The 23321-nt window shown below is 61.2% G+C and carries 18 protein-coding genes and 2 pseudogenes; 17 read left to right on the forward strand and 3 right to left on the reverse strand.

Translation table 11 applies throughout. The features are described 5' to 3' along the window. The first annotated feature begins 47 nt into the window (after positions 1-47). On the forward strand, positions 48-560 hold the full coding sequence (locus ACX80D_RS03310; protein WP_459321340.1) for a PH domain-containing protein: 513 nt from the start codon (positions 48-50) through the stop codon (positions 558-560). Beyond that, positions 544-1623, forward strand: coding sequence for an adenylate/guanylate cyclase domain-containing protein (locus tag ACX80D_RS03315; protein WP_459321208.1), 1080 nt, complete (start codon positions 544-546; stop codon positions 1621-1623). Before ACX80D_RS03310 ends, ACX80D_RS03315 begins: the two co-directional genes overlap by 17 nt. Positions 1624-1748: 125 nt before the next feature. Here ACX80D_RS03315 and ACX80D_RS03320 read toward each other — a convergent pair whose 3' ends face one another. Then, complete coding sequence (locus ACX80D_RS03320) at positions 1749-4685, reverse strand: helix-turn-helix transcriptional regulator (RefSeq protein ID WP_459321209.1); 2937 nt, start codon at positions 4683-4685, stop codon at positions 1749-1751. Between the two features lie 174 nt (positions 4686-4859). Between ACX80D_RS03320 and ACX80D_RS03325 the strand changes: the two genes are divergently transcribed. The 9 genes and pseudogenes from ACX80D_RS03325 (at position 4860) to ACX80D_RS03365 (ending at position 14623) form a co-directional block, all read left to right on the forward strand. Beyond that, positions 4860-5132 (forward strand): hypothetical protein, encoded by a 273-nt coding sequence (locus ACX80D_RS03325; RefSeq protein WP_459321210.1) that lies wholly within the window; start codon positions 4860-4862, stop codon positions 5130-5132. A 242-nt stretch (positions 5133-5374) separates the two neighbouring features. After that, positions 5375-5623, forward strand: a pseudogene (locus ACX80D_RS03330) (RDD family protein); the annotation flags it as partial. Positions 5624-5684: 61 nt separating this feature from the next. Further along, positions 5685-6323, forward strand: coding sequence for a hypothetical protein (locus ACX80D_RS03335; protein WP_459321349.1), 639 nt, complete (start codon positions 5685-5687; stop codon positions 6321-6323). Then, the gene (locus ACX80D_RS03340; RefSeq protein WP_459321211.1) at positions 6320-7243 is read left to right on the forward strand and encodes a PP2C family protein-serine/threonine phosphatase; all 924 of its coding nucleotides are present in this window, start codon (positions 6320-6322) and stop codon (positions 7241-7243) included. Before ACX80D_RS03335 ends, ACX80D_RS03340 begins: the two co-directional genes overlap by 4 nt. Continuing rightward, complete coding sequence (locus ACX80D_RS03345; RefSeq protein WP_459321212.1) at positions 7236-9251, forward strand: FHA domain-containing protein; 2016 nt, start codon at positions 7236-7238, stop codon at positions 9249-9251. The genes ACX80D_RS03340 and ACX80D_RS03345 overlap by 8 nt, the downstream gene beginning before the upstream one ends. A 192-nt stretch (positions 9252-9443) precedes the next feature. Further along, a pseudogene (locus tag ACX80D_RS03350) lies at positions 9444-9730 on the forward strand (FtsK/SpoIIIE domain-containing protein); the annotation flags it as partial. Positions 9731-10005: 275 nt separating this feature from the next. Further along, on the forward strand, positions 10006-12336 hold the full coding sequence (ligA, locus tag ACX80D_RS03355) for an NAD-dependent DNA ligase LigA (protein WP_459321213.1): 2331 nt from the start codon (positions 10006-10008) through the stop codon (positions 12334-12336). Between the two features lie 12 nt (positions 12337-12348). Beyond that, entirely contained in the window at positions 12349-13191 is an 843-nt protein-coding gene (locus ACX80D_RS03360; RefSeq protein WP_459321214.1) for an inositol monophosphatase family protein, read from the forward strand. Positions 13192-13312: 121 nt separating this feature from the next. Further along, positions 13313-14623, forward strand: coding sequence for a CoA transferase (locus ACX80D_RS03365; RefSeq protein ID WP_459321215.1), 1311 nt, complete (start codon positions 13313-13315; stop codon positions 14621-14623). A gap of 130 nt (positions 14624-14753) precedes the next feature. Here the strand turns inward: ACX80D_RS03365 and ACX80D_RS03370 are convergent, their stop codons facing one another. Further along, on the reverse strand, positions 14754-15317 hold the full coding sequence (locus tag ACX80D_RS03370) for a hypothetical protein (protein WP_459321216.1): 564 nt from the start codon (positions 15315-15317) through the stop codon (positions 14754-14756). A gap of 782 nt (positions 15318-16099) precedes the next feature. On the opposite strand from ACX80D_RS03370, the gene ACX80D_RS03375 reads away from it, so the two are divergent. The 6 genes from ACX80D_RS03375 to gatB all read left to right on the forward strand — a co-directional run bounded on the left by ACX80D_RS03375 (position 16100) and on the right by gatB (position 22127). Continuing rightward, complete coding sequence (locus ACX80D_RS03375) at positions 16100-16597, forward strand: GNAT family N-acetyltransferase (protein WP_459321217.1); 498 nt, start codon at positions 16100-16102, stop codon at positions 16595-16597. 271 nt (positions 16598-16868) lie between these two features. Next, positions 16869-17984 (forward strand): LssY C-terminal domain-containing protein, encoded by a 1116-nt coding sequence (locus ACX80D_RS03380; RefSeq protein WP_459321218.1) that lies wholly within the window; start codon positions 16869-16871, stop codon positions 17982-17984. A gap of 160 nt (positions 17985-18144) precedes the next feature. Beyond that, positions 18145-18522: a RidA family protein gene (locus tag ACX80D_RS03385; RefSeq protein WP_459321219.1), complete on the forward strand. Its 378-nt coding sequence runs from the start codon at positions 18145-18147 to the stop codon at positions 18520-18522. A 252-nt stretch (positions 18523-18774) separates the two neighbouring features. Then, entirely contained in the window at positions 18775-19071 is a 297-nt protein-coding gene (gatC, locus tag ACX80D_RS03390; protein ID WP_459321220.1) for an Asp-tRNA(Asn)/Glu-tRNA(Gln) amidotransferase subunit GatC, read from the forward strand. 3 nt (positions 19072-19074) lie between these two features. Then, a complete protein-coding gene (gatA, locus tag ACX80D_RS03395) occupies positions 19075-20619 on the forward strand; it encodes an Asp-tRNA(Asn)/Glu-tRNA(Gln) amidotransferase subunit GatA (RefSeq protein ID WP_459321221.1) in 1545 nt (514 codons plus the stop codon). Beyond that, a complete protein-coding gene (gene gatB, locus ACX80D_RS03400; protein ID WP_459321222.1) occupies positions 20619-22127 on the forward strand; it encodes an Asp-tRNA(Asn)/Glu-tRNA(Gln) amidotransferase subunit GatB in 1509 nt (502 codons plus the stop codon). The genes gatA and gatB overlap by 1 nt, the downstream gene beginning before the upstream one ends. Before the next feature lie 182 nt (positions 22128-22309). Here the strand turns inward: gatB and ACX80D_RS03405 are convergent, their stop codons facing one another. Then, entirely contained in the window at positions 22310-23311 is a 1002-nt protein-coding gene (locus ACX80D_RS03405; protein WP_459321223.1) for a LysR family transcriptional regulator, read from the reverse strand. Between the last annotated feature and the right edge of the window lie 10 nt (positions 23312-23321).

The following is a 23321-nucleotide window of genomic DNA, read 5'->3' on the forward strand; positions in this document are numbered from 1 at the left end:
ATTCCAGGATTCTTCTGTGGCCCATTTCAGTGGGACTGTTGACCATCATGGTTGGCTCTGCGGCGCTGGCAAAACTGCAACCCACGACCTTTTCCCAATGGGCGCCTGAGGCAAGTCAATGGCGCGAAGCCATGGTGTTCGCGGTCGTGGCCGTGGTGGCCTTCGTGGTGGTGGCCTATCCCGTTAGAAGAGTGTGGCGCTGGGCCGGGACCACCTATACCCTGACCAATCAGCGCCTGTTGCTGCGCAGGGGGTTAGTATCTAGACGTCTGCAAATTCTCGATCTCGCTCAGGTTCATCAGATGCAGCCGGTGCAGAATTGGCGCCAACGGATGGTGGGTTCAGGGGATTTGCAACTGTTTTTCCATTCGGGCATACACTCGGACAACGTTGTGACGGTACATGAGATCCCGTACTGGAGTGAGTTTAATAAAGATGCCCAACATTTCTGGGCCAAGGAGTTTCGAGCGGTCATGCAGCAAACACTCCGGGAACGGGACTACGCTGGAGTCGTTGGGATGAACGAGAAGGAGCTGCGCAAGCTTGGAAGAGACCACTGATCCACCCGAGTCGTTGTTGACACCTGCCTCGCACAACCAAACCAAGGCATTGGAAACGCAGCTTCTTGGTGGCGAACGGACCTTAAAGCGCCGTGATGTAGCCGCCGGAGTAGGCGTTTCATTGCTGTCTGCACGCAAAATTTGGCGCGCCATGGGCTTCCCCAACTTAGGTGACGAAGACGTGGCTTTCACCCCACGCGATCAAGAAGCGCTGCAAATTGTGGTCACGATGGTCCGCGAAGGGCTCTTGACGGAAGAAACCGCAATTTCTGTGACCCGTTCCTTCGGCCAGATGACGGACCGGATGGCCGTCTGGCAGATTGAGGCGTTGGTTGAAGATTTGGTAGCGGAGCACGGTGTCAGTGACGCCGAGGCCCGCCGCGCTGTGGTTTCCGAGCTGCCCAACCTGATCGCACCCTTGGAAGAACTGCTGGTGTACTCCTACCGGCGCCAGCTCAACGCCGGCATTCAGCGCCTTGCCGTGCGTGCCGAGCAGGGCTTGGCGGCCAGTGAATTAGGGCGCGACGGCGACGAGGACGACGCCCCGCTGCCTTTGGCCCGCGCCGTCGGCTTCGCTGATCTGGTCAGCTACACCTCACTCTCACGCCGCATGAATGAGAAGACCCTGGCCCGCCTGGTCCAGCGCTTTGAAAACGTGTGTGCTGAGATCATCAGCGTTGGCGGTGGCCGTTTGGTGAAGACCATTGGCGATGAAGTGCTGTTCAACTGCGAAACGCCTGTGGCCGGGGCCCAGATTTCACTGGCGCTTGCCGAAGCCATGGCTGCGGACGATTTCCTTCCCGAAGCCCGCGTCGCCATGGTGTGGGGCCGGGTGCTCTCGCGGCTCGGCGATATTTATGGTCCCACCGTGAACCTCGCCGCCCGCCTGACCTCCCTCGCAGAGCCGGGCACCGTGCTGATTGACTCGGTCACGGCCTCCGCATTGACCAACGATGACCGCTTTGTCCTCACCCAGCTGCCCGTGGAGAACGTACGCGGCTTCGGTGAAATTGCGCCGGTGCTGCTGAGCCGTGGCACGGGCAAGGGGCTTGTCGTGGACTAGATTGGCGGCTTTTTTACCGGTGGGCAGCACTGACACGTACGACGCCGTGTCCCGACTACCAGCGCGCCCTCACCATCGCGTGACTTGGGCCGGGTAGATAGGCCGACGCGGTGAGGGCCAAATAGCTAGGGTTGTGCCGGGCGGCTCGCCCGCCGGGCCAAGTCGATACGGTTGGCTGAACCGGTTTTACGCAGCAGATTTGAGATGTGCGAGCTGACGGTCTTCTCGCTGATCACCAGCTCCCGGGCAATTTCTGCATAGGTATGTCCGGCGATGACAAATTCCAGAATTTCCCGTTCGCGGACTGTGAGTCCGGGCAATCGGGGTTGCTCTGCCGGATTTTTCTCCGACAGCTCCGAGCGCTCCAATAGGGTAGCGACGCCAGCAAGAGTGCCCGTGATGCGAGCGTCGGCTGCCAGCTGATTGAGCCGCGCCACTATGGGACCAGCCTGAAGTTCTTGGGCTAGAACGAGCCCTTGCCGGAGTGCAGTGGTGGCCAAGGGGCGCTGTGCATGACCGCGCAATAGCAGCGATTCGGCAGCCCGCCACCATGAATAGCACTCCTCCCAGCGCAGACTCACTGCCCGAGCGGCCTCCGCCGAAAACAACCACTCCTGCGCGTTGCCGATAGTTCCCTGAGCACGACCCACCTCAGCGTGGTAGAGCGCGTTGAAGGCGGCCACTTGCTTGAGGTACTCATCGTCGTCGTCAATTTCGTGCAGCACGGAGGGAAAGTCTCGCAGCAGATCTTCGAGTTGCTCCAGATATCCGGTGACAGGGCCGCCGTCGTCTGAAGCTTTTTGAATTAGATCTGCCAGTGCGCGGGCGGCCAGCGGAACCAGCCATTCACACATGGTGGGCGGCTGACCCGCCAACCTGAGCCCAGCCATGGCCGCCGAGTAGGCAGCTTCCAGATGCCCGCCCGTGAGTAGGACTTGGGCGCGCACGGCATCGAAGGAGAAATTGGTGAAGCTGGAATCGGGAGAAAAGATTTCATCGGCGCGCCCAAGATGCGCCTCGGCTTCAACTTGGCGCCCTTGCTTGGAAGCCATTTGGGCCGCTGTGAGCCTGCTCGCCACATCTCCCAAGGCGCCGGGGTCCGAACTCATGGCTATCCTCAGAGCTTGCTGGCTCTCACGCCAGAGACCGATCGAGAGATAACTGGCAGCCTCGTCACCGGCCATTTTGGCGAGGTAGGAATGCGGGGATCCGAGCTTTTGCATATTTTCCCGCCCCGTCCGCATCAGATCAGCGAAGGCCTGACTGGTCCAGGGCGCGGTTGCGTTGGCCTGCCACACGGTGGCGTGGAGCAGCGCCCAAAAATCACGAGCCTGTGTTGCGGCGAGGACACCTTCGACGGCGAATGCGTGGGCTTGAGCTTTTTGGCCAGCAAAAAGAGCTGCCATGGAGCGGGCCGTGCACGCGTAGGAAAGCGCCATGGGATTCCCCGCTTCGCGGGCAATAGCAACGGCTTGCGCAGCCTGAGCCGGTGCTTCCGGGGCGTCTTTCCACAGCCCGGAGTGCGCCATTTCCGCCAGCGCATAGGCGTACTGCCAGCTTGTCTGATCGGTGCTGGCAAGCTGCAGGGCTTCGCGAACAAGGCCGGGGGACATAAACTCCCGCCCGGTGGAAAAACCCAACAAGACCCGGCGCACCAACAGGGCTGCAGTCTCCAGCGGTTCTGCTCCTTTATCGATGTGCAGCAGGAGGGATTCCACCACGTCGAGTTCAACTTCTTGAGCGCCCGACTCTTCGGCAGCTGTGCGGAGCAGGGACAGCAAATCGCGCACGCTCTCTGGTGCTTCCGGGAGCAAGCTGCGTAACTCCACGGCACGGCGCAGCAACCTCAGCGTCGCCGGGCCGGAACTTTCATGCCGGCCCGCCGCAGCAGCGCGCAGTGACCACCGGTACGCCTGCTCTACGTGTCCGGATGCGTGGTGGTGATCAGCCAACTGTGCCAGTGATTCAAAGTCTGGATCGATGATGCCGGCTAGACGTCGCTGCGCAAAGGTGGCGAAGAGTGCATGCCAGCGAGTCCGTTCGCCCCCGTCCAAGCTTTGCTGGAGCACCTCTGAGAAGAGTGGATGGTGAAACCACCAGGTGTTACCGTCTGCGCTACCTTCAACAATGCCCGCATCCGCGGCTTCGTGCAGCAGCGTCAGCACGCTGCCGGGACCGCCGTCGAGCTGTGCCACACTCTGTAAATCTGTTGATGAGAGTGGGCCGCCACCAACTGCAAGCAGCTGGGTTAGACGCCTGGCTGAGAGGGAAAGGGTTCGCCAGGAACGCAGGACCGCCCCTCGAAGATCCGAGGGCAATTGGGCCTGCAGATGGCGGGTGCCAGGATCCAAACCAGCCACGATCAGCTTGTTCAGATAGGGGTTACCACCCGTGTGCTCGAAAACTTCTTGCAACAGAGTCTGATGAGGGGGAGCACCCAGAAGCTGCGCCACGTGCGCTTCGGTGTCCAATCGGTCCAAAGGTTCCAGAGGCAGCCAGTCAATCCGTGGCATCCGGCGGATGTCTGCTAGCCAGCGCTGAAGTGGATGGTCCTCAGCAACCTCCCCAGAGCGCACCGTCACGATGATGGCGAGAGCTCTCTGCGCTGGGCCGGCAAAGAGGTACATCAAGACATCCAGCGTGCTCTGATCGGCCCACTGCAGATCGTCGATGAAGAGGATCACCGGCGTTCGTAGACACAGCCGATCAAGCCAGTCATCGATGGCGGCCGGTACGCCGAACGGCACATCATTGGCACGTGGCGGTTGAGGGCCGGGGCCGGCGTCGAAGGTGGGATCTGATCTGAACGCCGACCGCAGCCCCTGGAATTCAAAGGGTGCGGTGGTCAGTGGAAGGCACGTGCCTGCGAACAGTTGAAAGAGCGTGCCATGGCTTGCGCAAGCATGCTGGATGAGAGCCGTTTTCCCGATGCCAGCATCGCCTGAAACCACGATCGTGCCCGACCGTCCCGCCGCGGCGCTGGCCAAAAATGAACGTAGGAGATCCATTTCCGTCGCCCGCCCAACAATGTCAGCGTCTACGAGTCCTCCGTGATCGGCCACCCTTCTATTTTGGCACCGCAACGAGCGAATGAGGAGGGTACAGCGAAGGGTAAATCTAAGGGACCGAAGAGCTTTTTTAAGGACCAACCCCCGATGCCAGATTTGACCGTCCGGAGGAATGTGGAGGTATCGGTTCATCCAGTGTTGGTCCATCCAGTAGTGAAAGGCAAGACCATGTATACGCAATCCAAGCATGGGCACCAACGGCAAGCACCACCACAGCATGGAGTCTCGCGGTGGGCGGGAGCGGGAGCAGCAATTTTGTTCCTTGTCGTTGCCATCCCGGCGCCAGCACATGCAAGGCAGGATCCCGGAACGCTGGATGGGATAGTCCAAGTGCTCCCGGAGCATCAATGCCCCCTGACCCGGATTGGTCAGCAATATGTGCGCTGCGGAGCACTCACCGGAGCTGGCTCGGCCGCACCATCCTGGGTCCCTGAGCAGTAACGGGCGCGTGGGCAGTGGCGGGCCCCTGAGCAGTAACGGGCGCGTGGGGGCGCAACGCTACATGAGGCTCCTGCATGATGAGGGGCCGGCCTGTCTAGTGCGTACCCGAACGTGGCAAGTTCGGGATAAGCAAAGGTCTTTCACCACCGCCGCTGTTGACCTTAGGGACGCTAGCGTCTGGGCGACCAACCGCACTGAGGGCTTGGTGGGGCATCTTAACAATCAGTCCAAGGTGCTTGAGGGTGGCTTCGCTTCTGTCTCTCGCCTATGTTGTGTGGCAGTGGTTGTGGGAAGCCAAATCGGGGAAGACCCTGGGGAACCTCATGCTTAGCGTGCGCACCACCACTATGGACGGTCACCCAGCCGGCTTGCTGGCTCTTTTCTTGCGGTCTTTGATGGTCGGCTTGAGCAGGCTGGTGCCCACAGCTGGCCCGATCCTGATGCTGCTCTCCAATGCGTGGGACAAAAACGGCAAACATCAGGGTTGGCACGACAAGGTAGCCCACATTTCGCCGGTGCACTCGCCGCTGGCTCACACGGTAGCCAAACCTCGTGCTTTTGTGGGGCAGGGTTCAGGACAGAGTTCACCGCAGGGATGGGCGCCGGGCTCACCCGTGGCGTTCACTGGATTGTTCCTGGGGAGCGGAGGCCACTCCCGATCCCTTTGCTCTTCCTGTCATCGCTTTTCAAAACCAACAGTTTCCGAACCCGCAGAACCAGCAGGGTCAGCAGAGCCACAACCAGCAGTTTCAGCAAAACCTGGCCGCGCCGGCACCAGCGGATGGATGGGGACAACAGTCAAGTGCAGCGCAGGCTGACGACGAGGCAGGGGAGAACCGGGCCCGTCCGCAGGGTGCCAGAATCGCACTGCGCCTGAGTTTTGATGACGGGTCCACGGAGGACCTGGCTGCAAGGGCGCTCAGTGGCCCTCACTCAGCCAGTTACGATGGTGAGATGATTTCGCGTCTGATCTCCATCCACGACTCCACCCGATCTGTCTCCAAGACCCATCGTCACCTCCGCGCCGCGGCTGAAGGCCTCTGGGTTACAGACCGTCATTCCACCAAGGCCGGCGCTCTCTCCGTCCCGAATGGAGCCAAGAGCCCGCTAGTGGGTGGATCACCTGCTGTGGCCGAATCTGGATCGTGGGTGCATTTCGGCCATAGTTCATTCTTGGTGGAAAAAGCATGAGCGCTTCGGATGAAGCCAAGAATGCCACCGATTCTGGGGTCCGGTTAGACTTTGGATTCGGCACCGACCGAGGACTGCGCAGGGAACTCAACGAGGACTCCTTCCTGGCCGCGGATCCGCTCTTTACCGTTGCCGACGGCATGGGTGGGCATGAAGCCGGTGAGGTCGCCAGCCGTGAGTGTATTGAGGTGCTCAGCAACCAGCGGCTGCTGAGCGCTGGCTCCCGGGAGGCAACGGCGTCGGACTTGCAACAGGCGCTGCGCCAAGCCGATGCGCGGATCCGAGAATTGACCAATGCTCGGGCTGGCACAACAGTCAGTGGAGTGGTTTTGGTCGAAGAGCGGACCGTGCCCTACTGGCTGGTGTTCAACGTGGGAGATTCACGCACCTACCGTCTGAGCCAAGGCGTCTTTTCTCAGATCAGCGTGGACCATTCCGAAGTTCAGGAAATGGTCGATGCCGGTTTGATTACCGCCGCTGAGGCTTTGGTCCACCCGCGTCGGCATGTGGTGACACGAGCACTCGGCACAGGATCGGACACTGAAGCCGACTTTTGGCTGGTCCCGGTGGAGGAGGGCGACCGGATTTTGGTCTGTTCCGATGGCCTCTCGGGTGAGCTGGGAGATGAGCAGATTCATCGTGTCCTGAGCACGCTGCGTCATCCGCAGGACGCGGTGGACTCGCTCATCCAGGCGGCTTTGCGCTCAGGAGGGCGGGACAATGTCACCGTCATCGTGGTGGATGCCAGCAATGTCATGGGCACCGCGGGTGAGCAAACCCTGAACGCCTCGGTCATGACAGCAGCCATGAGGCTGCAACCACCGTCGCACGTACCGGCAGTACCAGCAATACCGGCAGTACCGGCCATGGCAGCTCATGCCAAGGCCGGCGCACTTTCAACCGAGGAGAATCATGGTTAGCAACACGTACCGCACAGGATCATGGCTTGGCATGGTGCGATCCGGCTCGGTTATCGTGCTGGAAAGCAACACCGACCCGGACATCGTGAACCGCTTGTGGGACTTCCTCGGCCAGGACCCCACCATCCACGGCGTCCTGAATGAGGTCACCGATTCCTTCGGCACCGGCCTCACCGGTCTGCCCAGTTTCGCCATCCTAGTCCAGAGCGATAAGTTGCACGCGATTCTGCGCGGGGACATCACCCTGATTGCCCGGAAGGATGGAGCCGCCGAGCTCGTGACCGGCCGCGACGTCACCACTTGGAGCGAGCGGTCCCTGACGCTGCCGGACGCCCTGGAACTGACCCTGGCCGAACCCGATTCCGATACCGAATCCGATTCTGATACCGAATCCGGGACCGCCGAGATGGAACTTCCCGTAAGCGAAGCCGTGGTCCGGCTGCAGTCGCTCCGCCTGGACATCTCGTGCGAGTTGAGTGCTGCTGTTCCCTATGTTCCCTCAGTCCTGCCGGAAGTGCAGGAGGATGAGACACCAGAGGCCGCAACCGCCGTCGAACATTACCAGGATGCCGACCCTGAGGATGCACCTCACACCTTGGCGCAAACCTCGGCAGATGAGGTTGAGGAGTTCGGGGCGCAGGAGAGTGCCGTATCACTGGCAGAGGAAGATTCTGTTGTGGGCGTGGAGCAGCTTGCTCAGCCGGAGGATGACGCCTATGCCAGTTTCGCCATGGCAGCCGAGGCCGCCGACGCCGAATGGAGCGCGCAGCTGGAGCCCGTCCAGGCCAATGGTGAGGACGATATCAACGACCTCGACCTGACCATTCGCCCCGACCTGCACGAGCTTGATCTGCACGAGCTTGATCTGCACGAGCCCGATTTGCACGAGCCTGATTTGCACGAGGAAGATGCTGCTGCGTGGGCTGTCGAATTCCCGGCCTCAGTATTCGCGGGGGACTCTGGCCAAGAGCCTTTGACGCACAGCGAGTCGGAGCTGCTGGATGCTGCAATGCACGCAGGCGGCCAGGCGGAAGCTGCCCAGGCGCAGTCCACTTCGGACGCTGACACGTCAGAAGAGCCGAATACGCCGGCGGCTGACTCGGCAGACGAGTCAGCTTTCACCACTTCCACCGACCATTTGTGGGGCCCTACTGTGGCCCTGGGTGTGGACGATGCGGCCGTTCGACTGGATGAACATGGCCAGCCCATCGAGGCGGTGAATGCCGGTCCAGTGGTTCCTCCGCTGCCGTCCTTGCCGCCACTGACCGGCCAGGCTTCACCGGGTGCTGACTCAACAGATACCAGCCCTGGAATACCGTGGCAGGATTACGCCCCGAACGCCGGTCAGGACGACGTAGGCCAGTGTGGCACGGAAGCTCCCATGATTGACTCGGTGTCGTGGAATGTTCCTGGTGCCCAGAACCAGCCTGCCCCAGCAGCGGAAGAGCCCATTGACCCTGACCATGACGGTCAAACCGCCATGAGTGCTGATGCTGATCGTGATCTAGCTCCAGCCGTCGCGGCGCCGCTGGAATCACGTCCATCCACCGGCCCCATGGTTTTGGCGCGCATGTGCTTACACGGTCATGCCAACCCGCCCTGCCATTCACAGTGCTCGGACTGCGGGGCCCTGCTCAACTCCGAACCTCGGGAAGTGGGCCGTCCGCGACTGGGCACCATGCACATTTCCAGTGGCGAATCCATAGAGCTGGACCACTCTCTCATCATTGGCCGCCAGCCTTCGGTATCGCGCGTCATGGGCGGCGCCATGCCCCGTTTGGTGCAGGTCATGAGCAGCAATGACGATATTTCACGCTCTCATGTGGAAGTGCGCCTTGATGGCCGGGACGTGCTCTTGGTTGATCTGAAAGCCACGAACGGAACTGTTTTGGTGCGCGAAGGCCAGGCCCCGCGCAGGCTGAGCCAAGGCGAACAAGCCATCTTGCTCAATGGGGACATCGCCGAGCTGGGAGACGGTATCTCCCTCCTCTTTGATGGCCTGCTGTGAGCAACAGACGAGCAGCTGCGGGGGCGCCGCAGCTGCCTTGTTGCACCTCCATTTCCGGGCCGGGTTCCGGCGGCATCTCCGAGGTGTAGCTGTCTGAACAGGAACGTCCTCGGCACAGGGTGGACATCAAGGTACTCACCGCAGATCTGAAAACAGCTGGCGCAAGAACCCGCTTCGAATCAGAAACGACGGCGCCAGTATGTGCAGGGCATGGCGGCCGACTATAGCCCGGACAGGCTCTCCTTCTTCTTAGTTGACTACAAGGGTGGCGCGGCGTTTGTCGACTGTGTATAACTGCCACACACTGTGGGCCTGGTAACGGACTTGCCCCGCACCTGGTGTGCCGGGTGTGGACCTCGCTTTGTGTGGAACTGCACTACCGGGAGCACCTGCTCAACCGGAAGAAAGCCAAGAACCTACATGCTACGGAGTGGAAAACGGATCCCGAGGCGCCGCCGTCGTTGGTCATTGCGGTGGACGTTACCGCCCGTGGCTTCGTGGCGCGCCGTGGCAAGGCGTTCCAATTGCAGGTGGCCACCACCATGGTCCACGAGCGGTAGGTGTTGGAGAGTTGTCCCCATCGCACTCTGGAAACGTAGTTGTTAGATTATTCGTAGTCGCCCACGCCAACCGCTTCAAGGGGACCACCTGGCCCGCGGGCGTGGTTGTTGACTCAACCACCGCCGCGGGCCATTTGTTTGAGTAGCGGCACTGATTGGTGCGCCAGGATGGCTTCGTGGGGCAAGATAGAACCGTGAGCAGCGAGAACGTAGATAACCAGCCCATTCCCACCGACGCAGACCGAGAGCGCTACGGCGTCTTGGTGGATGAGATCCAAAAGTATCGGGCAGCCTATTACAACGAGGATGCACCGCTAGTCTCAGACGCGGAATTCGATCTTTTGTACAGCGAGCTGGAAAAGCTTGAGGCGCTGCACCCGGAATTGGTGACGAACGATTCCCCAACCCAGCTGGTAGGTGGGGATGTCTCGGTGGCGTTTGCCGCCGTCGACCATTTAGCCAGAATGTATTCGCTGGAAGATGTCTTCTCGCTCGAGGAATTGGAGGCGTGGCTAGTGCGCGCAGCCGCATCCGTGGAGAAGCAGGGTGGGCAGGCGCCGAAGTGGCTGACCGAGCTGAAGATTGACGGATTGGCCGTGAACTTGCTGTACCGCGACGGGGTGCTGGTGCGGGCGGCGACTCGCGGCGACGGCACCACGGGTGAAGATATCACCCATAATGTGGCCACCATCAAGGACATCCCGCAGAAGCTGCACGGTGATCATTTTCCCTCAGAGGTGGAGATTCGCGGCGAAGTTTTCATTGCCTCGAAGGACTTCGCCATTCTGAATGAGCAGATGGTGGCAGCCGGTAAAGCGCCATTTGCGAACCCGCGCAACTCTGCGGCCGGATCGCTGCGCCAGAAGGATCCGGCGGAGACGGCTAAGCGGCCGCTGAGCATGTTTGTGCACGGGATCGGTGCCCGCGAGGGGCTATCCACTGCCACCCAGTCTGAAACGTATGAGCAGCTGAAATCGTGGGGCATGCCCATCAGCCCGTACTACAACGTGGTAGATACGCTGGCTGAAGTCATGGATTTCATCGCCTACTACGGTGAGCACCGGCACGATCTGATTCACGAGATTGACGGCATTGTGGTCAAGGTGGACGATCTGGCTACCCAGCGCGGACTCGGCCATACTTCGCGTGTGCCGCGCTGGTCGGTGGCGTACAAGTACCCGCCGGAGGAAGTGCACACCAAGCTGCTGGACATCCGGGTCAACGTTGGACGCACCGGACGTGTCACACCCTACGCCGTGATGGAACCGGTCAAAGTGGCTGGCTCCACGGTGGAAATGGCCACACTGCACAATCAAGATGTGGTCAAGGCCAAGGGCGTCATGATTGGTGACATCGTGGTGCTGCGCAAGGCCGGGGACGTGATCCCTGAAATTGTAGGCCCCGTCATGGCGCTGCGCGAGGAGCAAGATCCGCCCGTATATGAATTTGTGATGCCCACGCACTGCCCGTCCTGCGGTACTGAATTGGCCCCTGCCAAGGAGGGCGACATCGATATCCGGTGCCCCAACACGCAGTCCTGCCCGAGTCAGCTGACAGAACGCCTGGCGCATCTTGCAGGCCGCGGTGGCTTTGACATTGAGGCTCTGGGATATGAGGCTGCCAGGGCGCTGACTGCTGGTCCCGGTGCCGATCCGGCGGAGAACGGCGGGGTCATTGCCCCCGCCGGCCCCGGCCCCCTGACGAGTGAAGCGCAAGTCTTCGCCATCGCGGATCTGGACCTGTCCGGCGTCGTGGTTTGGCGTGAAATTCGGTCCAAGGGGGAGGGGACTGGGCGGTTCCAACCGGTGCCCTATTTCTACACGAAGGCCACTGCCAAGAAGCCTTCCGTGCCTACCAAAACCACGGAAAAGCTCTTCGATGAGCTGGAAAAGGCTAAGAAGGCGCCGTTGTGGCGGGTGCTGGTGGCGTTGTCGATCAGGCATGTTGGGCCTACGGCGTCGCGTGCGCTGGCCACTAAGTACGGCTCCATGGAGGCGATCCGTCTCGCGTTGGCTGCGCCGGATGCGCGCGAGCAGCTGGCCAATGTTGATGGTGTGGGTGCCATCATTGCCGAAGCGCTGATCGAGTGGTTCGAGGTGGATTGGCACCAGGAGATCGTTGATGCGTGGGCTGCCTCCGGCGTGCTGATGGCTGATGCGGTGGACGAGTCCATGCCGCGCACTCTGGAGGGCCTGACCATTGTAGTGACCGGAACGTTGCCAACGCTCAGCCGCGACGAAGCCAAGGAAGCCATCATCACTCGCGGCGGAAAAGCGTCCGGATCGGTCTCTAAAAACACCTCCTACGTGGTGGCTGGCGAGGCCGCCGGTACCAAGCTGGATAAGGCTGAGTCATTAGGCATTCCGGTCTTGGACGAGGAAGCGTTCTTGCTTCTTTTGGAGACCGGACCCGTTGCTGCCGCGCTTGTTGTGGATGCTGCCGAGCTGCCCGCCGCGGCGGCCGCCGAAACTCCTGCCGAGCTCCCCGAAGCGGCGGCCGCCGATCAACCAAGCGCGACCAATTAACAAAGGATCTTCATGAACCCGTCCGCCGTGACCATTGACGAACTTCTCGAAGTGGCCCTGCGCGCCGCCGCCGCCGGTGCCGCCGTTCTTGCTGCTCGGGATCCGGCAGGCTTTGCTGCTGCGGAAAAATCCTCCGACGCCGACTGGGTGACGGCCTTCGATTTGGCTGCCGAGAACGCGGTCCGGGCGGTCATCCAGGATGCCCGCCCGCATGACGTCATCACCGGGGAAGAGTTGGCCCCGGCGCTTCCCGCGGAGCCCTCCGGCTATAGGTGGAGCATTGACCCGCTCGATGGCACCATGAACTTCATCCGCAACATTGCTTACTACGGCACCTCGGTGGCCGTCATGGGGCCCGACGGCGCATGGCTAGCCGGGGTGGTTAACGCGCCGGCGTTGCGTCGGATCTACTTCGCCTCATTGGGCGGTGGCGCGTGGCTCGATGAAACGCGTGCCGATGGCATGCAGACCACGCGCCAGCTTCAGGGCCCGGTGGAGAAACGGGGTGGCACCTTGCTGTCAACGTCATTGAGCTACGACGCCGATGTACGGCACCGGCTGATCTCGGAACTGGATGGCCGGATGGATCACTTTGGTGATTTCCGTCGGCTGGGATCAGCTGCTCTGGAACTGTGTGCCGTGGCCGAAGGCTCGGTGGACGCTTACCTGGAGTACGGTCTGTTCGAGCACGACTTCGCCGCCGGTGGGCTCATTGCCTCCGAAGCCGGAGCGTGGGTACATTGTCCGCAGCTCAGCCCTGCCGTGAACGGTTTGCCCTCCCGAGCCGAGGTCCTCTCAGTCTGGACCGGCGCCTGCGTGCCCGGCTTAGAGGGCGGCTTCGCACCGGCGGACTGAGTTTCTGCGGTTTGCCGGTTCGAGACTGCAGCTGATGCGAGATTCCTGGAGGGTTGACCGCATCTGCTGCAGTTTGGAATCGCGGGTGGAGGGTTGTCTCCGTGGTTGGAAGGATGCTGGCATGAAAGTCACCGGAGTTGGAGCGCTTCGCTCGGCATTTGATGTCACCGGTTTGGCCGTCTCTGCCATCGCCGAGGCTGGACAGGCGGTAGCTGATCTAGCCCAACGTTATGGTGCTGCGCCTCCGGAAGTATCAGTCGACCGGGATCTGGCATCACTGTGGTTCGGCATGTCGTTCACACCTGTGGGTTGGGAACTGCCGCCCGTCTGGGATTCCATCGCGGGCGACTACCGCTGCGCCGACGGCTGGATCCGCCTGCACACCAACGCCGCACACCACAAAGCTGCAGCCCTCAACGTGCTGGGGCTGGGACTTGACGCTGACCGCGCAACGGTAGGTCCCGCCGTCGAACTTTGGAAAGGGGAGGCGCTGGAAACTGCGTTGGTGACGGCGAACGGTTGCGCGGCTTTCATGCGATCGCCCACAGCGTGGATGGCGCATCCGCAGGGTCGGGCTGTTGCCGGTGAACCACTGATCGCGTGGGGAGAGGCGCGCCAGGGGGACCGCGGCGTGAGAGCTTCAAACATCCGGCCCGCCACTTCGCGGCGACCGTTGGCAGGGGTGCGGGTGCTTGATTTGACTCGGATCATTGCCGGACCTGTTGCCACTCGTTTTCTGGCGCAGTACGGTGCGCAAGTGTTGCGGATCGATCCGCCGGATTGGGAGGAACCGGCGCTGGAGCCGGAGCTGACCGTGGGGAAACGCTGCGCCAAGTTGGATCTGAAAACGCCGGATGGGCTGGCGGCGCTCCATGAACTGCTGGCTGGCGCCGATATTCTCATTCACGGTTATCGGGGCGATGCGCTAGCTAAATTGGGATTGTCGGCGGATGAGCTGGCTAGGCGCTATCCCACTCTGATTGACGTGGGACTGAACGCTTATGGATGGAGTGGACAGTGGGTGCATCGGCGCGGTTTTGATTCGCTCGTGCAGATGAGCTGCGGCATTGCGGATGTTGGCATGGCGCACTTTGGCTCGGAGGTGCCGCATCCTTTGCCGGTTCAGGGGCTCGATCATGCCACCGGATATTTGTGTGCGGCGGCCGCCATCAACGCTTGGCGGGACCGCCTCGACGGGACGGTGCGCAGTGGGCGTCTTTCGCTGGCGCGGACGGCGCTGGAGCTGATGCGCACCACACCTTCGAATCCCAATACGCCTGCACCGAAACTGGATTCTTCTGTGTTGGCCCCGGAAGAAACGGTATGGGGGCCAGGGCTAAGGCTGCCTCCAGCGGTCCGAATTTCAGGTGTAGTAACTTACTTTGAGGTCCCGGCACGGGGCTTGGGTTGGACCGCACCTAGCTGGGATTGAAGAAGCAGATCAGGCGATTTCTGTCAGCCCTCCCGGTTGAGATGGCAGCTGATGCGACTTTGCCCGTGATTTTCTCGCACAATCTGCAGTTTGGAATCGGGCCCGGAGTTTGGGCTGAATTCCAGGGCGGCTATCCGGGCCAACCCTGTGCCCGGAGCGCGTGCTTGAACATCTGGGCGACGTAGGCGTCGCCACGACGCATATCGGCCTTGTACACCTTCACCTGTAACCAACCACGCTCGGCGCTCCTTTCATCGCGGTTACGGTCATAGAGTTGTTTCTGCGGTGTCTGATGAATTTCGCCTTCGTACTGACCGCTGGTTTTGAACTCTTCACAGGCCAGATCCGGCCATACTTCCGGATCTCCGGGTATAGCGTAGTTGGTGGTGAATTCGGGCAGACCTGCGCGCTGCAAAATGAGGCGGAGCCGTGTTTCTGGCGGTGAATCGACGCCAACGCGCATAAGATCCAAAGCGGCTCGGGCTTTGGCCAGTCCTCTGATGTGATGCTGGTTCAACACATAGGCACGCAGTTTCTCAGCGGAAACTAACGGCGGTTTGTGGGGTTCGAACGGCCGGTTGTGTTCACAAATCAAGAAGTCGGCTATTGCCACCAGATGGTCCAGACTCAAGAGGGCACTAAGGTCCAGGAATGTCCGTTCGGCCGATGTGACCGGAATGTCCTTAATCCGCATGATGTCCCTCGATGCAACCGCGTTGCTGTGGCCGATTACGCCTTTGCGCCGTATCTGGGCAGACTTCGCTGGGCGCGTGACATGAATGGTCCTTATATCATCGTCAAACCATGGGAGTGGGAATCGATGCAATTGTGCAGCCGTCACGTGAGATATACAGCCGGAGGGGCACAACACTATGTAGGGACGCACACGGTCAAGTAGTTTCTGCGGTATTCCGAGTGGAACACGGATGTTCCTGCTCGGCGTGATGAGAGTCGTGGCCCGCAAATGACTGCGCGTCGCGCCGGTCGCCAGCCCCTCACTGAAAGTGAAGGGCCGTTGGATCAGCTGTAGGAATTTACGTGGACGGGTGACCATAGGCCAATTCTGGCTCAAATTAGCCTTGCCCGTCCGCAGTTATCCACAGGCAGGGGTGAATAGGACTCACAAAGCAGAAACCAAATAGCAGCTGATGCGATTACTTCTGGCTCCACCAATTCCAGACTGCAGCTGATGCGCCAGACCCGGCACATTTGTAGCATCAGCTGCTGTTTGGAATCGCCGGGGGGTGGGTTGACCGCATCAGCTGCTGTTTGGAATCGCCGGGGGGTGGGTTGACCGCATCAGCTGCTGTTTGGAATCGCCAGAGGCGAGAAACCTCCCCGGCGCCAGTAACCGTCGGCGAATTTCTCTCGCGGCACCTAGATACGGAAGACTGAGGCAGGCAAGTTCCGGCGTCGGACTTGTCCAACGAAGCAAGCAGGATCACTGTGCCAGGAAACAAGCAGAAAGCCATATGAATGAGCACCACAGTTCGCCCCATCGCCGAAGAAGACTACGACACCGTTGCCCGGATCACGGCCGACGCCTACCTCGGTGCCGGGTACTTTGACAGCGCCGAGTATTCGTACATGCAAAAGATCATGCAGGTGGGCCAAAGAGCCGCAGTGGCCCCGATGATCGTGGCGGAGCGTGATGGCGTGGTGATTGGCTCGGCGACACTGGCCGTTTATGGCGACGAATGGGCGGACATTGCGCTGGAAGATGAGCTCGAATTCCGGCTCCTCGTGGTGGACCCCGCCGTACAGCGAAGTGGTGCCGGGCGGGCAATGGTTCAGTGGATTTTGGCGCACGCGCAGGAGCTCGAGGGCATCCGTGCCGTGAGCTTGACGACAGGAGATGACTGGCACGGCGCCCACGCGCTGTACCAAAAATTGGGCTTTAGTCGCGCACCCGAGCGTGACTGGCCCATCCCGGAGAACGGCAAGATGCTCAGGGTCTATCGGATGGCCCTCTAGGACCGGCAGTATGATGACCACATGTGTCGTGTTGTGTACCAAGCTACCGTGACAGGGTCCCGGCATTGAGCGCGCCATCCACGCCTCAAGAGGTCGGTACTTCCTGGCGCTCCGGCCGAACTCCTTGAACTCGATAGTGGACTATGCGGCGTTCATTTTCGGCGCGTTCGCAGCTCTATGGCTGGCTTACTTGGTCTTAGCTGAGGGCTTTTTCGGCGGCTGGTACATGGTCCCGTTCTTTTTCCTGTTCTGAATGGTGCTGGCGTACCTGGTGTTACCGCGACTTCACCGAATCCTGACCAAAATATACGTCCCCGACTACTTCATCGGCCGCGCCCGAACCAGTGACGGCCTCCTGGGCGATCCGATCAACCTGGCCGTCGTGGGCAGCGAGGCGCAGCTGCATGAGGCGATGACTCAGGCCGGCTGGATCAGGGCGGATCCCGTTACGTTGCGTTCGAGCTGGCGCATCGTCACCTCCACGCTCCTGAAGCGAAGCTACGATGAGGCTCCGGTCAGTCCGCTGTTGCTGTTTGGGCACCAACAGGATCTGGCCTATCAGCAGGAAGTGGAGGGCAATCCTGCCAAACGACACCCTGTCCGCTTCTGGCGATGCCCCGACGGGTGGATGCTCCCTGGCGGGCACCGTGCCGATTGGATGGCGGCCGGCACCTTTGACCGTGCCGTGGGTTTTTCCATTTTTACCTTGCAAATCACGCACAAAATTGCCCCCGATACCGACCGGGAACGTGACCATATTGTGCACTCGATCCAGGGTTGTAGCCCGGATATCAAGGTGCGCATCATCAAGGATTTCTCCAGTGGCTATCACTCTCGTAACGGGGGCGGGGACACCATTGTCACCGATGGAGACTTACCCGTGGTCGACGTCGGACGCCTCACCATTGCGCCCGATGGCGACCCGCTCGGCCCTGACACAGATGCCCGGCGTGCGGCACACGCGAACCGGCGCCCCATTCCAACTACCCTCGGCGTGCTGCTGATGGCGCTTCGTTTTGTGGTGGGGGTGGTGACTATTGCCTTGATGGTTAGGGACTGGAACTCGACCGTGGCCAGCACCGCCGCCAGCCTGGACACGGCGGATCAACAAACCATCAGTGTGCTGCTGATGGTGGTCATTGGAATCTCGGCCATTGCCTTCCTCAGCTACGGGCTGCTGGCGGTATTGATCCTGCGTGGCAGTAACTTCGCCAGGGTAGCCACCTTGGCCTTCAGCGTTGGGTTCCTTATTCTGGCAGCGTTCACGCTGGTGAACGGCGAGAGCATCTCCCTGTCGGAGGATCCGCTGGGACTTCCACTGGATATCCTGGTGCTGCTGGCACTTTCATCCCGGAGTTCCCGGCTCTGGGCTCGGCGCCAGTGCTAGGAGAGATAAGTGCTAGGAGCGATAAGCGCTAAGCGAGAAGGCTGTTGCTGAACAGACACGCCGTCGAAAAACGCAATGAAATCTTTTGGTGGGATCTGCCGCCCTTAGAGTTGTGGCTCCAACATTCGGGCTCAACGCCCACGACACAGAGGACAAACACGTGCGCAAAATTTATGGTTCTGGCTCCAGCTGGGAGAAGACCCTTGGCTACTCCCGCGCGGTGCAGGTCAACGACACCCTTTACATCTCAGCGACCTCGGCTGCCGGCCCAGACGGGACCATAGTTGGCGAGGACTTCTACGGCCAGAGCGCCTATATTCTGAGCAAGCTTGAGTCAGTGCTGGCCGAGGCGGGGTTCTCCTTTGCCGACGTGGTTCAATCCAAGATTTACCTGACGGACATTGCTGCTTGGGAAGAGGCCGGCCGTGCCCACGGTGAGATCTTTGGCGAGATCCGTCCCACCCTGGCGTTGGTCCACGTGCTGCCTTTCCTTGACCCCGCCATGAAGGTGGAAATTGAACTAGTCGCCCAGCGCTAGGAAACCCAAGCGCTAGGAAACCCCAGCGCTAAGAGACCCAGCGCTAAGAAACCCAGCGCTAAGAGCCCAACAAAGGGGGCGTTCCGCTGGCGACGGGGCACTCACCCTGTCCTTGCGGGCGCCCCCGGTCTTGGGTGTCTTGATAGCTGCCTCACAACAGGCGGCATGTCCGGCTCCCACGAGGGAAATAGGAACTGCCACGCGAGATAAGCTGGTACTACACACTTTATTTATTTTTTGTAGGGGAGATCCATGGCTGCGATCAACCGTGACGACGTGGCGCATCTGGCGCAACTTGCTCACATTGAGATGAACGACGAAGAATTGGACCGCATGGCCACTGAGCTGGCCGTGATTGTGGATTCAGTCAAGAGCGTCAGTGAGGCTGCAGGTGCCGATGTGCCCGCTACCTCGCACCCGATCCCGCTGACTAATGTCATGCGTGAAGACGTCGTGGGCCATGTGCTCACCGTGGAAGAGGCCCTCTCCGGCGCCCCGGATTCCGCCGACGGCCGCTTCAAGGTTCCCGCGATTCTGGAGGAAAGCTAATCCATGAGTGCTTCTGCATTGATCCGTTCTAGCGCTGCCCAAATGGCCGCGAAACTTGCCGCAGGCGAGATCACCTCGGTAGAGCTGGTCCAGGCCCACCTTGACCGCATTGCCGAGATCGACGGCGGAGAGCGCGGCCTTCACGCGTTCTTGCACGTCAACGCCGAAGAGGCGCTCGCAGTCGCCGCCGACGTTGACGCCCGCCGCGCCGCCGGTGAAGAGCTGCATGAGCTTGCCGGTGTGCCGATCGCCATCAAGGACCTGATCGTTACCAAGGGTCAGCCCACCACGGCCGCCTCCAAGATCCTCGAGGGCTGGATGAGCCCCTACGACGCGACCGTCATTGAGAAGATCCGCGCCGCCCGCATGCCCATGCTCGGCAAGACGAACCTTGATGAGTTCGCCATGGGTTCCTCCACAGAGCGCTCGGCTTATGGCCTCACCCGCAACCCCTGGGATCTGGACCGGATCCCCGGTGGTTCCGGCGGCGGTTCGGCCGCAGCTGTTGCATCCTTCGAAGCGCCCCTGGCTTTGGGCACCGACACCGGTGGTTCCATTCGCCAGCCCGGTTCGGTCACCGGCACGGTCGGCGTCAAGCCCACGTACGGCGCGGTTTCACGTTACGGTGCCATCGCCATGGCGTCATCGTTGGATCAGATTGGCCCCGTCTCACGTACCGTCCTGGACTCGGCACTGCTGCAAGAAGTCATCGGCGGCTACGACGCCAAGGACTCCACGTCCCTGACCGACCCCTCCACCGGGTTGGCCGCCGCCGCCCGCATTGGCAACGTCGCAGGCATGAAGATCGGCATCATCAAGGAACTGCACGGCGAAGGTTTCCAGACCGGCGTCGAGCAGCGTTTCAACGAGTCCGTGGAATTGCTGCGTGAGGCCGGTGCGGAAATCGTTGAGGTCTCCTGCCCCAACTTCGGCTCGGCTCTGGGCGCCTACTACTTGATCATGCCCAGTGAGGCTTCCTCGAACCTTGCCAAGTTCGACGGCGTCCGCTTCGGTATGCGCACGCTGCCCACCGAGGGGCCACTCACCATTGAGCGCGTCATGGGTGCCACTCGCGCCGCCGGTTTCGGTGACGAAGTCAAGCGCCGCATCATCCTGGGCACCTACGCCCTGAGCGCCGGTTACTACGATGCCTACTACGGTTCGGCCCAGAAGGTCCGCACCTTGGTGCAGCGCGACTTCGTGGCAGCCTTCGAGCAGGTTGATGTGCTGATTTCCCCCACCACGCCCACCACGGCGTTCAAGTTGGGCGAAAAGCTCGATGACCCGCTGTCCATGTACTTGCAGGATATTGCCACCATTCCGGCAAACTTGGCCGGCATCCCCGGGCTGACCTTGCCCGGTGGATTGGCTGACGAGGATGGCCTACCCGTAGGCATCCAGCTGCTGGCTCCGGCCCGCGAGGACGCACGCGTTTACCGTGTGGGTGCTGTTCTGGAATCTCTGCTCGAGGCCAAGTGGGGCGGCCCCATCTTGAACCAGGCTCCCGAACTCGCTACCACAGCCGTTGCAGCCGAGGAGGCTAACTAATGAACACTGAAACCATTTTGAGCTTCGAAGACGCCATGGAAAAGTACGAACCCGTACTCGGGTTCGAGGTGCACGTTGAGCTGAACACCAAGACCAAGATGTTCTCCTCTGCTCCCAATGTGTTTGGCGATACGCCCAACACCAACGTGAACGAAGTCTGCTTGGGCCTGCCCGGCGTACTGCCCGTTGTCAACAAGAAGGCTGTTGAGTCATCGATCTTGATCGGCTTGGCACTGAACTGCAAGATTGCCCCGCACAGCACCTTTGCGCGCAAGCAGTACTTCTACCCGGATACTCCGAAGAACTTCCAGACCTCTCAGTACGATGACCCCATCTGCTATGACGGCTGGATCGACATTGAACTCGAAGACGGCACGGTTTTCCATGTCGAGATCGAACGCGCTCACATGGAAGAAGACGCCGGAAAGCTGACCCACATGGGCGGCTCAACGGGCCGTATCCAGGGTGCCGACTACTCCTTGGTGGACTACAACCGTTCAGGTGTGCCGCTGGTTGAAATCGTCACCAAGACCATTGAAGGGGCTGGCTCACGTGCCCCCGAGCTGGCCAAGGCGTACGTTGCGGCCATCCGTGAAATCGTGAAGAACCTCGGCGTTTCTGAGGCCAAGATGGAGCACGGCAATGTCCGATGCGACGCCAACGTCTCGCTGCGTCCGCACGGCCAAGAGAAGCTCGGTACCCGTACCGAGACGAAGAACGTGAACTCGCTGCGCGCCGTCGAAAACGCCGTGAAGTTCGAGATCCAGCGTCACGCTGCCGTCTTGGATTCCGGTGTGGCCATCACGCAGGAAACCCGTCACTGGCACGAGGACACCAAGTCCACCACCTCGGGCCGTCCCAAGTCTGATGCTGACGATTACCGTTACTTCCCGGAACCGGATCTGGTGCCCATCGTCACCAGCGCCGAGTGGGTTGAAGAACTCCGCGCCACCTTGCCCGAGCCGCCGGCCGAGCGCCGCAAGCGCCTGCAGGCTGACTGGGGCTACAGTGATCTGGAGTTCCGCGACGTCGTCAACGCCGGCCTCATGGGCGAAATCGAAGAGACCATTGCCGCCGGTGCCACTGCTGCAGCAGCTCGCAAGTGGTGGATGGGCGAGATCGCACGCCGTGCCAAGTTAGCCGATGTTGACCCCGCAGCGCTGGGTGTCACGCCCGCCGTCGTGGTTGAGATTGAAAAGCTCATCGCCTCAGGCGCCATCAATGACAAGTTGGCCCGCAAGGTGCTCGACGGCGTCCTTGAGGGAGAGGGCACGCCCACCGAGGTTGTGGCTAAGCGTGGCCTCGCCGTGGTTTCCGACGACGGCGCGCTGCAGACCGCGATTGATGAAGCACTCGCGGCCCAGCCTGACGTTGCGGAGAAGATCCGTGGCGGCAAGATCCAGGCCGTTGGTGCCATTGTTGGTGGCGTTATGAAGGTGACCCGTGGACAGGCCGACGCCGGCCGCGTGCGCGAGCTGATCCTGAAGACGCTCGGCGTAGAGGGCTAAACGCCCCTTTCCAACTGACCCGCAGTCAGCGGCAACATCCACGAAAAACGTGTCATGTCGCCGCTGACTGCGGGCCATTTGTGGTTAACGGCGGAAAATTTGCTGGGCTGCGCCGGGGCTTGAGCGCCGGGGCCTGGGCTGGGGCTGTCCAGCCCTTACGCTGCATTCTCTACAGCGGAGCCCTAACCAGCAGAGACTTCGAGCTCCGCCATGACTTCCTGCATCGCTTGGGCGACCAGCAGCACCGATGCGCGCCGCAAGTTTTCCGGCCGGGCCAGCAGGTCAATTCGGCGCCGGGTATTGATCCCCGTCAGCGGCAGCAGCACCACACCCGGTTGGGCTGCACCGCCGGGGTTGAGCACCGGACCTGAGGTGTACCGTGGCAGCAAGCCAATGACCTCGCCCGTGGAAACTAGTGCCGCGGCCGCCGAATAATCGTTGATCCGGTGCAGCACGTTTACGGGATGACTGGCCATGGCGCCCACGGCCACCAGCACGTCCGCGGGGGAGTAACCACTGCGGCTGCTCACCCACGGATAACGCACGACGTCGGCCGCGGACACTGCCGCTTTGGCGGCCAGCGGGTGGTCAACGGCCACGGCAACGTCGAGAGGTTCCCGGGCCAGCGGTATTACGCGCAGCCCAGGTTGAGGCCACGGCGGGCTGTGATCCATGCGGTGTGCCAGCACCAGATCGTAGCGGGCCGTCAAGGCCGCAAAGTCCTGCTGCGCCACGTCCTCGTCAGAGAATCTCAGCTGCGGCACGGCAGTATTAACGCAGGCCCCCGCGCCGGCCCCCGCGTCCGCAGGCTCGCTCCCATCCGCACTCCCGGCTTGGCGCGCTGCCAGCTTCTTCACCAGCGGTGCGAACAGAGCTTGGCCGGCGCTGTGAAAACCACTGATGGTCACGGTGCCACTCGTGTCGTCCTGATAAGCGCCGATGGCTGCCTGTGCCGCAGCCATGGCGTCCATGACCTGTGCCCCGGCGCTTGCGAGCACCTTTCCGGCTTCTGTCAGCACTAGATTCCTGCCATCGCGGCGAGTCAGCGGCGTGTCTACATGACGCTGGAGCAGGGCAATTTGTTGGGACACGGCAGAGGGTGTGACGGATAGGGTCTCAGCCACGGCCTTAACGCTGCCCAGTTCGCCGAGCTCACGCAGCATATGCAGTTGATGCAGTTCCATGCCATCAGCT

The organism is Arthrobacter sp. Sr24 (genome assembly GCF_054511175.1).